Source organism: Citrobacter sedlakii (genome assembly GCF_018128425.1).
GTDB classification, from domain to species: domain Bacteria; phylum Pseudomonadota; class Gammaproteobacteria; order Enterobacterales; family Enterobacteriaceae; genus Citrobacter_A; species Citrobacter_A sedlakii.
Genome location: NZ_CP071070.1, coordinates 2,195,753 through 2,209,253 on the forward strand (window position 1 = coordinate 2,195,753; position 13,501 = coordinate 2,209,253).

13 protein-coding genes are annotated in these 13,501 nt (G+C 54.1%); 10 read left to right on the plus strand and 3 right to left on the minus strand.

All coding sequences use genetic code 11. From position 1 onward, the window contains the following. Positions 1–6: 6 nt before the first annotated feature. From JY391_RS10520 to JY391_RS10565, 10 genes are all read left to right on the plus strand, one after another. Positions 7–1,299 (plus strand): ABC transporter substrate-binding protein, encoded by a 1,293-nt coding sequence (locus JY391_RS10520; RefSeq protein ID WP_042283349.1) that lies wholly within the window; start codon positions 7–9, stop codon positions 1,297–1,299. 20 nt (positions 1,300–1,319) lie between these two features. Continuing rightward, complete coding sequence (locus tag JY391_RS10525) at positions 1,320–2,201, plus strand: carbohydrate ABC transporter permease (RefSeq protein ID WP_042283345.1); 882 nt, start codon at positions 1,320–1,322, stop codon at positions 2,199–2,201. Further along, positions 2,188–3,030 (plus strand): carbohydrate ABC transporter permease, encoded by an 843-nt coding sequence (locus JY391_RS10530; RefSeq protein ID WP_211935698.1) that lies wholly within the window; start codon positions 2,188–2,190, stop codon positions 3,028–3,030. The genes JY391_RS10525 and JY391_RS10530 overlap by 14 nt, the downstream gene beginning before the upstream one ends. A gap of 30 nt (positions 3,031–3,060) precedes the next feature. Next, a complete protein-coding gene (ycjQ, locus tag JY391_RS10535; RefSeq protein WP_211935699.1) occupies positions 3,061–4,113 on the plus strand; it encodes a D-guloside 3-dehydrogenase in 1,053 nt (350 codons plus the stop codon). A gap of 17 nt (positions 4,114–4,130) precedes the next feature. Next, on the plus strand, positions 4,131–4,919 hold the full coding sequence (ycjR, locus tag JY391_RS10540) for a 3-dehydro-D-guloside 4-epimerase (RefSeq protein ID WP_211935700.1): 789 nt from the start codon (positions 4,131–4,133) through the stop codon (positions 4,917–4,919). A gap of 9 nt (positions 4,920–4,928) precedes the next feature. Beyond that, on the plus strand, positions 4,929–5,984 hold the full coding sequence (gene ycjS, locus JY391_RS10545) for a D-glucoside 3-dehydrogenase (protein ID WP_211935701.1): 1,056 nt from the start codon (positions 4,929–4,931) through the stop codon (positions 5,982–5,984). Continuing rightward, complete coding sequence (locus tag JY391_RS10550; protein WP_211935702.1) at positions 5,981–8,257, plus strand: glycoside hydrolase family 65 protein; 2,277 nt, start codon at positions 5,981–5,983, stop codon at positions 8,255–8,257. Before ycjS ends, JY391_RS10550 begins: the two co-directional genes overlap by 4 nt. Continuing rightward, a complete protein-coding gene (gene pgmB / locus JY391_RS10555) occupies positions 8,254–8,916 on the plus strand; it encodes a beta-phosphoglucomutase (RefSeq protein WP_042283331.1) in 663 nt (220 codons plus the stop codon). Before JY391_RS10550 ends, pgmB begins: the two co-directional genes overlap by 4 nt. Before the next feature lie 10 nt (positions 8,917–8,926). Next, positions 8,927–10,006 carry an ABC transporter ATP-binding protein gene (locus tag JY391_RS10560; protein WP_181823116.1) on the plus strand — a complete coding sequence of 360 codons (1,080 nt, stop codon included), beginning with the start codon at positions 8,927–8,929 and terminating at the stop codon, positions 10,004–10,006. 77 nt (positions 10,007–10,083) lie between these two features. After that, positions 10,084–10,989, plus strand: a complete 906-nt coding sequence (locus JY391_RS10565; RefSeq protein WP_211935703.1) for an OmpG family monomeric porin — start codon at positions 10,084–10,086, stop codon at positions 10,987–10,989. Between the two features lie 86 nt (positions 10,990–11,075). Here the strand turns inward: JY391_RS10565 and JY391_RS10570 are convergent, their stop codons facing one another. From JY391_RS10570 to JY391_RS10580, 3 genes are all read right to left on the minus strand, one after another. Next, a complete protein-coding gene (locus tag JY391_RS10570; RefSeq protein ID WP_205612067.1) occupies positions 11,076–12,086 on the minus strand; it encodes a LacI family DNA-binding transcriptional regulator in 1,011 nt (336 codons plus the stop codon). 110 nt (positions 12,087–12,196) lie between these two features. Next, entirely contained in the window at positions 12,197–12,430 is a 234-nt protein-coding gene (locus tag JY391_RS10575; protein ID WP_200033452.1) for a DUF1272 domain-containing protein, read from the minus strand. 244 nt (positions 12,431–12,674) lie between these two features. Next, the gene (locus tag JY391_RS10580; RefSeq protein WP_042283320.1) at positions 12,675–13,391 is read right to left on the minus strand and encodes a YebC/PmpR family DNA-binding transcriptional regulator; all 717 of its coding nucleotides are present in this window, start codon (positions 13,389–13,391) and stop codon (positions 12,675–12,677) included. Between the last annotated feature and the right edge of the window lie 110 nt (positions 13,392–13,501).

Below are 13,501 nucleotides of genomic sequence, written 5' to 3' on the forward strand. Positions count from 1 at the left end.
CATCTGATGCTTAAAACAAAAATTGTGCTGTTATCAGCACTGGTTTCCTGCGCCCTGATTTCAGGCTGTAAGGAAGATAAACCCGACCATGTGACGATTGAATTTATGCACTCGTCTGTCGAACAGGAGCGTCAGGCCGTTATTACTACGCTTATTGAACGGTTTGAAAAAGCGAATCCTGAGATCACCGTGAAGCAGGTTCCGGTGGAAGAAGACGCCTATAACACTAAGGTCATTACGCTTGCGAGAAGCGGTTCACTGCCGGAAGTGATCGAAACCAGCCATGACTACGCGAAAGTGATGGACAAAGAGCAGCTCATTGACCGGGAAGCGGTGACGAATGTCATCCAGACCGTGGGCGAAAATGCTTTTTATGACGGGGTGCTGCGGATTGTCCGCACCGAAGACGGCAGCGCGTGGACCGGGGTGCCGGTGAGCGCCTGGATCGGCGGCATCTGGTATCGCAAAGACGTGCTGGCTAACGCCGGACTCAACGAACCGAAAAACTGGCAGGATCTGCTGAATGTCGCCCAGACCCTGAACGATCCGGCGCATAAGAAATATGGCATCGCGTTGCCCACCGCGGAAAGCGTGCTGACTGAGCAGTCTTTCTCCCAGTTCGCGCTCTCAAATAAAGCGAATGTGTTTAACGCTGAGGGACACATCACGCTCAACACGCCGGAGATGACCCGCGCGCTGAGCTATTACCGCGATCTGGCAGCCAATACCATGCCAGGCTCCAACGACATCATGGAGGTGAAAGACGCTTTCATGAACGGCACCGCGCCAATGGCGATGTATTCGACGTATATCCTGCCAGCCATCATGAAGGAGGGCGATCCGCAGAACATCGGGTTTGTGGTGCCAACCGAAGAGACGTCGGCGGTTTACGGCATGTTGACTTCGCTGACCATTACCAGCGGCCAGAAAGAAGAAGAAACCGAAGCGGCCGAGAAATTTGTCGCGTTCATGGAACAAGCCGACAACATCGCCGACTGGGTGATGATGTCGCCGGGCGCGGCGCTGCCGGTGAACAAAGCGGTGGTGGGCACCAAAACCTGGCAGGACAACGGCGTCATCAAAGCGCTGGGCGAGCTGCCGGGGCAACTGATTGCGGAACTGCCGAACATTCAGGTGTTTGGCGCGGTAGGGGACAAAAACTTTACCCGTATGGGCGATGTGACGGGATCCGGTGTCGTCAGTTCGATGGTGCATAACGTGACAGTCGGCAAAGCTGATCTGTCCTCAACGCTTCAGGAAAGCCAGAAAAAACTGGATACCCTGATTGAGCAGCGTTAATGGCTAAGAGGAACGCAGTTATGACCCGATTATTTTCAGGTCGATCCGATATGCCTTTTGCGCTGCTGCTCTTGGCGCCCAGCCTGTTGCTGCTGGGCGGCCTGGTGGCCTGGCCGATGATATCGAACATCGAAATCAGCTTTTTGCGCTTGCCGCTAAACCCGCGCATCGACGCCACCTTTGTGGGGTTGAGCAACTACATTCGCATCCTTTCCGATCCCGGATTCTGGCATTCGCTGTGGATGACGGTGTGGTACACCGCGCTGGTGGTGGCAGGCAGTACCGTGCTCGGGCTGGGCGTGGCGATGTTCTTCAACCGTGAATTCCGCCTGCGCAAGACGGCGCGTTCACTGGTGATCCTCTCCTACGTGACGCCGTCGATTTCGCTGGTGTTCGCCTGGAAGTACATGTTCAACAACGGCTACGGCATTGTGAACTATCTCGGCGTGGATCTGCTGCATCTCTACGATCAGGCGCCGCTGTGGTTCGACAATCCCGGCAGCAGTTTCGTGCTGGTGGTGTTGTTCGCCATCTGGCGCTACTTCCCGTATGCGTTTATCTCGTTTCTGGCGATTTTGCAGACCATTGATAAGTCACTGTACGAAGCGGCGGAAATGGACGGCGCTAATGCCTGGCAACGTTTTCGCATTGTCACGCTGCCAGCGATTATGCCCGTACTGGCGACGGTGATTACGCTGCGCACCATCTGGATGTTCTACATGTTCGCCGACGTGTATCTGTTGACCACCAAGGTCGATATTCTCGGGGTCTATCTCTACAAAACGGCCTTTGCCTTTAATGACTTAGGGAAAGCGGCAGCGATCTCGGTGGTGCTTTTCATCATTATCTTCGCCGTCATTTTGCTGACCAGAAAACGGGTGAACCTCAATGGCAACAAATAAACGCAAACTCGGACGTGTCGTTTTTTACTGCGGCCTGATCGTCTTTCTTATTATCACGCTGTTTCCTTTTTTCGTGATGCTGATGACGTCGTTCAAAAGCGCGAAAGAGGCGATTTCGCTGCATCCGACGCTGCTGCCGCAGCAGTGGACGCTGGAACACTATGTCGACATTTTTAACCCGCTGATTTTTCCTTTTGTCGATTACTTCCGCAACAGCCTGGTGGTGTCGGTGGTGTCGTCGGTCGTGGCCGTGTTTCTGGGGACGCTGGGCGCGTATGCGCTCTCCCGCCTGCGCTTTAAAGGGCGGATGACCATCAACGCCAGCTTTTACACAGTGTACATGTTCTCCGGCATTTTGCTGGTGGTGCCGCTGTTCAAGATCATCACCGCGCTCGGGATTTACGACACCGAAATGGCGTTGATCGTCACAATGGTGACCCAGACCCTGCCGACCGCCGTGTTCATGCTGAAAAGCTACTTCGACACCATTCCGGATGAGATCGAAGAGGCGGCGATGATGGATGGGTTGAACCGTCTGCAAATTATTTTCCGTATTACCGTTCCGCTGGCGATGTCGGGGCTGGTGTCGGTCTTTGTCTACTGCTTCATGGTAGCGTGGAACGACTATCTGTTCGCCTCCATTTTCCTCTCCAGCGCCAGCAACTTCACGTTGCCGGTGGGACTGAACACCCTGTTCAGCACGCCAGATTACATCTGGGGACGCATGATGGCGGCGTCGCTGGTGACGGCACTGCCTGTCGTCAGTATGTATGCGCTTTCCGAACGTTTTATTAAGAGTGGTTTGACCGCTGGTGGCGTGAAGGGCTAAGGCGGCCAGTTTTTAATCAAGGAGTTGTAGATGAAAAAGTTAGTCGCAACAGCGCCGCGCGTGGCGGCACTGGTGGAATATGAAGACCGGGCTATTGAGGCTCATGAGGTGCGGATCCGCGTGCGCTTTGGCGCGCCGAAGCACGGTACGGAAGTGGTCGACTTTCGCGCCGCCAGCCCGTTTATTGACGAAGATTTCAACGGTGAGTGGCAGATGTTTATGCCGCGTCCGGAAGGCGCGCCGCGAGGTATCGAATTTGGCAAGTTCCAGCTTGGCAATATGATCGTTGGCGACATTATCGAATGCGGCAGCAGCGTCACCGACTATGCGGTGGGCGACAGCGTCTGCGGCTACGGTCCGTTGTCCGAAACGGTCATCATCAATGCAGTGAATAATTACAAGCTGCGTAAAATGCCGCAAGGCAGTTCGTGGAAAAACGCCGTGTGTTACGACCCGGCGCAGTTTGCGATGAGCGGCGTGCGCGATGCGAACGTGCGCGTGGGCGACTTTGTGGTGATCGTCGGGCTCGGCGCCATTGGTCAGATCGCGGTGCAACTGGCGAAAAAAGCGGGCGCGTCCGTGGTGATTGGCGTTGACCCGATCGCCCATCGTTGTGATATCGCCCGTCGTCATGGCGCCGATTTCTGCCTTAACCCAATCGGCACCGACGTGGGGATGGAGATCAAAAAGCTGACCGGTAAGCAGGGCGCTGATGTGATCATCGAAACCAGCGGTTATGCTGACGCGTTGCAGTCCGCGCTGCGCGGACTGGCCTACGGTGGCACTATCTCCTACGTCGCTTTCGCGAAACCATTCGCCGAAGGGTTCAACCTCGGTCGCGAAGCGCACTTCAACAACGCCAAAATCGTCTTCTCGCGCGCCTGTAGCGAACCGAATCCGGACTATCCGCGCTGGAGCCGTAAACGTATCGAAGAAACCTGCTGGGAACTGCTGATGAATGGGTATCTGAACTGCGAAGACCTGATCGACCCGGTGGTGACGTTCGCAGACAGCCCGGAAAGCTATATGCAGTACGTCGACAGACATCCGGAAAAGAGCATCAAAATGGGCGTGACGTTTTAAGGGACAGGACGACAAAAATGAAAATTGGAACGCAGAACCAGGCATTTTTTCCGGAAAACATTCTGGAGAAGTTTCGTTATATCAAAGAGATGGGCTTCGACGGCTTCGAAATCGACGGCAAATTACTGGTTAACCACCTCGACGAAGTCAAAGCGGCAATCAAAGAAACCGGCCTGCCGGTGACCACGGCCTGCGGCGGCTACGACGGCTGGATTGGCGACTTTATTGAAGAGCGTCGTCTGAACGGTCTTAAGCAGATTGAGCGCATTCTGGAAGCGCTGGCTGAAGTCGGCGGGCAAGGGATCATCGTCCCGGCAGCCTGGGGAATGTTCACCTTCCGTCTGCCGCCGATGACCTCGCCGCGCAGCCTGGAAGGCGACCGCAAAATGGTCAGCGATTCACTGCGTTATCTCGACAAAGTGGCAGAACGCACCGGGACGGTCGTTTATCTGGAGCCGCTTAACCGCTATCAGGATCACATGATCAACACGCTGGCGGATGCACGTCGTTACATCGTGGAGAACGACCTGAAGCACGTGCAGATCATCGGTGATTTCTACCACATGAATATTGAAGAAGACGATATGGCGAAGGCGCTGCACGATAACCGCGACCTGCTGGGGCACGTGCATATTGCTGACAACCACCGCTATCAACCGGGGACCGGCACGCTGAATTTCAAAATGCTGTTCGACCAACTGCGCGCGGATCAGTATCAGGGCTATGTGGTGTACGAAGGGCGCGTCCGGGCGGATAACCTGCCGGAAGCCTACCGTCAGTCTTTGGCCTGGTTGCGTACCTGCTAAGAGGTTTCCGTGAAAAGTGCAATGACAAGCTCCCCGCTGCGTGTGGCCATTATTGGCGCAGGACAGGTAGCGGATAAGGTTCATGCTTCGTACTACTGCACCCGCGAGGATCTGGAACTGGTGGCTGTCTGTGACAGCCGCCTGTCTCAGGCGCAATCGCTGGCAGAAAAATACGGTCATGCGCAGGTCTGGGACGAGCCGCAGCGCATGCTGCAAAGCGTAAAGCCGGATATCGTGAGTATCTGTTCGCCAAACCGTTTTCACTATGAACATACCATGATGGCGCTGGAAGCCGGGTGCCACGTGATGTGCGAAAAACCCCCGGCCATGACCCCGGAACAGGCGCTGGAAATGTGCAATACCGCGCGCCGGATGGGCAAAGTACTGGCGTATGATTTCCATCACCGTTTTGCTCTCGACACGCAACTGTTACGCGAGCAGGTGACGGCAGGCGTGCTCGGCGAAATTTATGTCACCAATGCCAGAGCGCTGCGCCGCTGCGGTGTGCCCGGCTGGGGCGTCTTTACGAATAAAGCGCTCCAGGGCGGCGGCCCGCTGATCGACCTTGGCGTACATATGCTGGATGCGGCAATGTACGTTCTGGGATTCCCGCTGGTGAAACGCGTTACCGCGCACAGCTTTCAGAAGATCGGCACTCGGAAAAATAACGGCCAGTTCGGCGAATGGGATCCCACGACCTATACCGTGGAAGATTCGCTGTTCGGCACCATTGAATTTCATAACGGCAGTATTCTGCGCCTCGAAACCTCTTTTGCACTGAATATTCCTGAACAATCAATAATGAATGTGAATTTTTGCGGCGATAAAGCAGGCGCAACGCTGTTCCCGGCGCAGGTCTACACCGATCACAACGGCGAACTGGCTATTCTGACGCAGCGGGAGCGCGCCGATGATCAACGCCATTATCGTAGTATGGAAGCTTTCGTGAACCACGTTCAGGGTGAACCGGTCACCATCGCCGACGCCGAGCAGGGCTTTGTGATCCAACAGCTGGTCGCGGCGCTGTATGAATCTGCCGAAACAGGGATGTGCGTTGAATTATGAGTAAACCAGTGATGTTATCCGATCCGGGTTTTTGCCCGCACAGCCTGAATAAATACGCCTCGCTGATGACGACAGGCAACGGTTATCTGGGGATCCGCGCCAGCCACGAAGAAGGCTACACGCAGCAGACGCGCGGGATGTATCTTGCCGGACTTTATCACCGGGCCGGCAAAGGGGAAATCAATGAACTGGTGAACCTGCCGGATGTGATTGGCGTCGACATTCAGCTCAACGGGGACATTTTCTCCCTGCTTAGCGGCACGATTGAAAGCTGGCGGCGCGAACTGGATGTTAGCTGTGGCGAGCTGACGCGCACACTGGTCTGGCGCGCGCCCGGCGGCGCGCGTTTCGCCATCGAGAGTCGCCGCTTCGCTTCCGTGACGCAACTGCCGCTGGTGGCGATGCAACTGTCCATCACGCCGCTGGACGCGGCGGCGACAGTATCTGTGTCCACCGGCATCGACGCCACTCAGACCAACCATGGCCGCCAGCATCTGGATGAAACGCAGGTGCGGGTGTTTGGCCAGCATCTTCTGCAAGGCATTTATTCCACCCAGGATGGCCGCAGCGATATTTCTGTCTCGACCTGGTGTCGCCTGCAGGGCGAGGTGCAGTCCTGTTTTACGGCGAAAGAGCGTCGCCTGTTGCAGCATAACACCGCGCAGGTCGCCCAGGGCGAACGGTTGACGCTGGAAAAGTTCACCTGGATTGAGTGGACCAGCAGTCGCAATCTGTCACTGGATACCTGGGCCCGCCAGGGACGACGCGCGCTGGAAAATTGCGCGCTGCAGGGTTATGAGGCCTTACTGACGGAGTCCGCCGCCAACTGGGGTGACTGGTGGCAGCGCTGTCGGGTCGAGGTCGCCAGCCATAACAATGCGGATCAGCGGGCGCTGGATTTTGCGCTCTATCATCTGCGAAGCATGACGCCAGCCCATGACGAGCGCAGCAGCATCGGTGCGAAAGGCATGACCGGCGAAGGCTACAAAGGCCATGTGTTCTGGGATACCGAAGTCTTTTTACTGCCGTTCCACCTGTTTACCGAGCCGGAAGTGGCGCGCAAGCTTCTGCGCTACCGCTGGCACAACCTGCCGGGCGCCCGTGAAAAAGCGCGGCGCAATGGCTGGCATGGCGCGCTGTTTCCCTGGGAGAGCGCCCGCAGCGGCGAAGAAGAGACACCGGAATACGCGGCCATTAACATCCGGACCGGGCTGCGTCAGAAGGTGGCTTCCGCGCTGGCGGAACATCACCTGGTCGCTGACATCGCATGGGCGGTGGTCGCTTACTGGCAGGCAACGGGCGATGACCAGTTTATGGCACGCGAAGGGCTGACGCTGCTCCAGGAAACAGCGCGGTTCTGGATGAGTCGTGCGACAGACGTCAACGGACGGCTGGAAATTCATGACGTGATTGGCCCGGATGAATATACCGAGCACGTCAACAACAACGCGTTCACCAACTACATGGCGCATTACAACGTCGCCCAGGCGCTGCGTTTTTCCCGCCGCTTTGGCTGCACGGATGAGGCGTTTCTTCATCGCGCCGCGCATTTTCTCGCGCACCTTTGGCTGCCGGAAGCTGGGGAGGACGGCGTACTGCCGCAGGATGACACCTTCCTGAGTAAGCCGGTCATCGATCTCACGACATATAAGGCGAAAGCGGGCAAGCAGACTATTCTGCTCGATTACTCGCGGGCGGAAGTCAACGAGATGCAGATCCTCAAGCAGGCTGATGTCGTGATGTTGACCTACATGCTTCCTGAGCGGTTTTCGACCGATGTCTGCCTGCGCAACCTGAACTTCTATGAACCGCGAACGATTCACGATTCCTCATTGAGCAAATCGATTCACGGTATTGTGTCCGCGCGCTGTGGCGATGCCGAACAAGGTTATCGTTTCTGGCGAGAAGGGACGCTAATCGATCTTGGTGACGATCCGCACAGCTGCGATGACGGCATTCATGCGGCGGCAACGGGAGCGATCTGGCTTGGTGCGATCCAGGGCTTCGCCGGATTAAGCGTACGCGAAGGCGAGTTGCACCTTAACCCTGCGTTACCAGACGCCTGGCGGCAACTGACCTTCCCACTTCGGTGGCAGGGAAGCGAACTGCGCATTTCGCTGTCGAGACAGGAAGCGCGTATCAGTAGCACTCGTCCGGTGACCCTATGGCTGAACGGGACGGCGCTGACCGTTAACGGTGAGCAGACCTGTTCCCTCGCTGGCTTTATTTTGCCCACCAATGGGACCGCTACCACACAAAAGGAGGGTGAATGAAACTACAGGCGATAGTGTTCGATCTCGATGGGGTGATCACCGACACCGCGCATCTGCATTTCCTTGCCTGGCAACAGGTCGCCGCAGACATTGGGATCGCGATCGACGAGGAATTTAACGACACCCTGAAAGGGATAAGCCGGGGGGAGTCATTGCTGCGTATTTTACGTCACGGCGGGAAAGAGGGGGAATTCAGCGAGCAGGCGCGCGAGGCGCTGGCGGCACGTAAGAATGCGCTTTACGTTCACTCTCTGCGCGATTTAACCGCCGATTCCATCCTGCCGGGGATCCGTGAACTGCTCGGCGAACTGCGCGCGCGACAGATAGCAATTGGCCTGGCGTCAGTCTCTCTGAACGCCCCCACCATTCTCAGGGCGCTGGAAATTGAACACTTTTTTGATTATTGCGCCGATGCCGGAAAAGTAGCCCGTTCCAAACCGGACCCGGCGATTTTCCTCGCCGCGTGTCAGGGACTGGGCATACCGCCGCAGGCCTGTATCGGAATCGAAGACGCACAGGCTGGAATCGATGCGATCAATGCCAGCGGCATGCGCTCGGTAGGCATTGGCTCGGGCTTGACGGGCGCAGGTTTGCTGCTTCCGGCGACAGACTCTCTGACGTGGCCGTGCTTATCGGCTTTCTGGCAACACGACAAGTAAAGGAATCACTATGGCACAGCTCTCGTTGCAACATATTCAGAAGATTTACGACAACCAGGTTCACGTAGTGAAAGATTTTAACCTGGAGATCGAAGACAAAGAGTTCATCGTTTTTGTCGGTCCGTCAGGCTGTGGTAAATCCACCACGCTGCGCATGATTGCCGGACTGGAAGAGATCAGCGCTGGCGATCTGCTGATCGACGGCAAACGGATGAACGATGTTCCGGCAAAATCGCGCAATATCGCGATGGTCTTTCAGAACTACGCGCTGTATCCGCATATGTCCGTGTACGACAACATGGCGTTTGGGCTGAAAATGCAGAAGATTGACCCGACTATTATTGATGAACGCGTCAACTGGGCGGCGCAGATCCTTGGCTTGCGGGACTATCTGAAGCGCAAACCGGGCGCGTTATCCGGCGGTCAGCGTCAGCGCGTAGCGTTAGGACGTGCTATTGTGCGTGAAGCCGGGGTGTTCCTGATGGATGAGCCCTTATCGAACCTCGATGCCAAACTGCGTGTGCAGATGCGCGCGGAAATCAGCAAGCTGCACCAGAAGCTGAACACCACCATGATCTACGTGACGCACGACCAGACGGAAGCGATGACCATGGCGACGCGTATCGTCATTATGAAAGACGGGATAGTACAGCAGGTGGGCGCGCCGAAAACGGTCTATAACCACCCGGCAAATATGTTTGTCGCGGGATTTATTGGCTCACCGGCAATGAATTTTATTCGCGGCGCGATCGACGGCAATCAGTTTGTAACCGAAACCCTGAAATTAACCATTCCGGAAGACAAATTACAGGGGCTGAGAGCAAAAGGCTACGAACATAAAGCGGTGGTGATGGGTATTCGTCCTGAGGATATTCATCCCGAGTCGCAACAGGAAAATAGCGTGGCGGCAAAAATAAGCGTCGCAGAACTGACCGGCGCGGAATTTATGCTGTACACCACCATTGGGGGGCACGAGTTGGTGGTCCGTGCCGGAGCGGTTAATGATTATCACGCAGGAGACAATATCACCATTCATTTTGATATGGCGAAATGCCATTTCTTTGACGCAGAAACTGAATTCGCTATTTAACGAGAAAACTTGCCGGGAGAACCTGTTCTCCTGGCTTTAGCTCATTTTATTTATCTGTATTTATACAAGGAATAATAATGAAAACCTTACTGTCCTCTACTGCGCTGCTGATGTGCGCAGGAATGGCCTGCGCGCAGGCTGCAGAAAATAATGACTGGCATTTTAATGTCGGCGCCATGTATGAAATCGAAAACGTCGAAGGCCAGGGTGAAGATATGGACGGGCTGGCTGAACCCTCCGTCTATTTCAACGCCGCCAACGGGCCGTGGAAAATCTCGCTGGCGTATTATCAGGAAGGGCCGGTTGATTACAGCGCGGGTAAGCGCGGCACCTGGTTTGACCGCCCGGAACTGGAAGTGCGTTATCAGTTTCTGGAAAGCGACGACGTCAATTTTGGTCTGACCGGCGGTTTCCGTAATTACGGCTATCACTACGTTAATGAACCGGGTAAAGACACCGCGAATATGCAGCGCTGGAAAGTGTCGCCGGACTGGGATGTTAAGATTAGCGATAACGTGCGCTTTGGCGGCTGGTTGTCCCTGTATCAGTTCGTTAATGATTTATCGACAACCGGTTATTCCGACAGCCGCGTCGAAACGGAGACGGGTTTTACATGGAATATTAACGAAACGTTCTCCCTGGTGACCAATTATTACCTTGAACGCGGTTTCAATATCGACAAGTCGCGGAACAACGGTGAATTCTCGACGCAGGAAATTCGCGCTTATCTACCGGTGGCATTAGGCAACACCACGCTGACGCCATATACCCGTATTGGTCTTGATCGCTGGAGCAACTGGGACTGGCAGGACGACATCGAACGCGAAGGTCATGATTTCAACCGCCTCGGTATGCTGTACGCCTATGATTTCCAGAATGGATTATCCATGACGCTGGAATATGCGTTTGAATGGCAGGATCACGATGAAGGCGAGCGGGATCATTTCCACTACGCCGGTGTCGGCGTGAATTACGCTTTCTAATTGTCAACGCACGGCCGGATGGCGGCGCAGCGCTGACAGGCGTTATGGATAACGCACTCACTCACGGGGCAGAATACGCCCCGTTTTTACGCCAGCGATCCCGCAAGAGCGATTTGGGTCGTGACGGTGATATGTTGCAGACCCTTTTTGCCGCGAATTAATTTAAACAGCAAAGCGCAACTTTCTTCCCCAAGTTCCTGCGTTGGCACATCAATTCCGCCCGGCGGCGGCGTCAGAATAAACGACAGCATTTCATTACTGTAGCCCACTACGGCGAGCTGCTGCGGAATGGCAATATTCAATTCCGCTGCCGCACGATAGAGGCTCATTAATTTCAGGCTGTCCGTGGCGAAGACGGCATCCGGTAATGTGCTCTGGCTCAGCAAGGCTCTGGCGGCGCATAGCGCGGATTCATGGGTGTAACCGCCGTCGATAATCCACTCATCGCGGATCGTCAACTGGTGTGCCTGAAGGCTGGACTTATAGCCATTCACCCGGTCAACGGAGACGTGATAATCCAGCGGCGCGTGCAGGCAGGCGATAAGCCGGTGGCCGCTGTTGATCAACGCATCGGTTAGCGCAATGCTGTCGCGGTAATTATCGGTATCGACAGAATAGACATGATCGTACTGACCCTCCACTTTGCCAATAACCACCACCGGAATATCATATTTATCCAGCCGCGCGAAAAAGGACTCATCCGCAGGTGAGCTGAGCATAATAATGCCCTTGATCATTTTCTGCTTAATTTTGCTCTCACATTTTTGCAGGTCGTCTTCACTGCTGCGTGACGTCTGCAAAATCACGTCGAAACCTTCTTCTTCGGCCTTGGCGGTAATGGCATGCAGCACTTCAGAGAAGAACGGATTTCCGGCGGTGGTTTTGGTGGAGCGGGTGGAAATGACCATAATGGCATCAAAGCCAGAGGAGGTCAGGGCGCGGGCCAGTTTGTTGGGCTGATACTGTAATTCGTCGATGGCGCGCAGGACTTTTTCACGCGCTTCGGGCGATATATTGGTTTGCTTATTAAGTACTCGGGAAACCGTCGACTTCGACACACCCGCAACGCGGGCAATATCATAAATAGTGGGCGACATAATTCAGGAACTCCATCAGAGAGTTAATGCCACCCATCTTATGGAGTTAGCCAGTCGTTGACAACATAACGTGTTGGATAATCAACAACCTGACCTGAAACAGGAAGGTTTTACGCCCGGTGTTTATGACGGCGCTGCGTTGAGGCCGGATATTGCAACAGGGCCGTTGCGGGACGTACCGGACGTCGAACCAATTCCCCCCCGCAGTTCGGGCAACTGCCGTGAAGCCGCTGAGTCACGCAATCACTGCAAAAGGTACATTCGAACGAACAGATAAAGGCTTCCGTTGATTCTGGCGGCAGATCGCGATCGCACCATTCGCAGTCAGGGCGAAGTTCGAGCATGGTGTTCTCCGGGTTAAGGGAAAAATCATCGAAAGTATAGATGACCCACAGCCCACGTAGAATAAAACCTGCCACTACACCAGGATCACCATGAAAAGGATACCACGATCTGTTTATAGCGTTTGCGGGCACCACCTTCTACATCGCTCCGATGCTTAGTGAAAAAGGTGCCTGCGCTGGATTTTGAGGGTTATTTTATAATCAACCACCCGGTTGGAAATGCTGCTGCCTAATTCATTTAGGATCAGAGATTTGCAACGTTATGATAAACTTTTTGAACATCATCGTCATCTTCAAGGGCATCAACAAGCCCTTCAAAAATTGCTAAATCTTCTGGTGAAAGTTCAATTTCTGATTGAGCGATCATTTCTAATGATGTTGTTGTGAATTCAGTGATTCCAGCCGCTTTTAACGCTGCAATGCCTTTGTGAAGGTCTGTGGATTCAGTATAAATAACGATATTTCCGTCTTCTTCGGTGACATCACGAACATCCACTTCAGCATCAAGCAAAATTTCAAAAATACGGTCAGGGTCTGTTCCTTTAAATACAATCACGCCAGTATTGTCAAACATATAACTGACAGAACCTGCCGCCCCGATATTCCCGCCATTTTTATTGAAAATTGTGCGGACATTCGCAATCGTACGATTAACATTTGACGTCAACGTTTCAGCGATAATCATTGAACCATTGGGTCCAAAGCCTTCATAACGTCCCTGGACGAACGTTTCATCTCCGCCACCTTTGGCTTTATCAATGGCTTTATCGATAACGTGTTTTGGAACCTGCGCTTGTTTTGCACGTTCAATAACGAATTTTAGAGATGAGTTTAATTCTGGGTCGGGTTCACCTTGTTTCGCTGCAGCATAGATTTCCACACCGAATTTTGCGTATACTTTAGACGTTGCACCGTCTTTAGCCGTTTTTTTTGCAACGATATTGGCCCATTTACGTCCCACTGGAATTCGCTCCTCGAAAATTTATTTACATTACTTGCAGATTAATAATCTGCGTTTTTTCTACCGTATTATATCATGATATGTAAATATTCGTCTATGAATATTCAAAT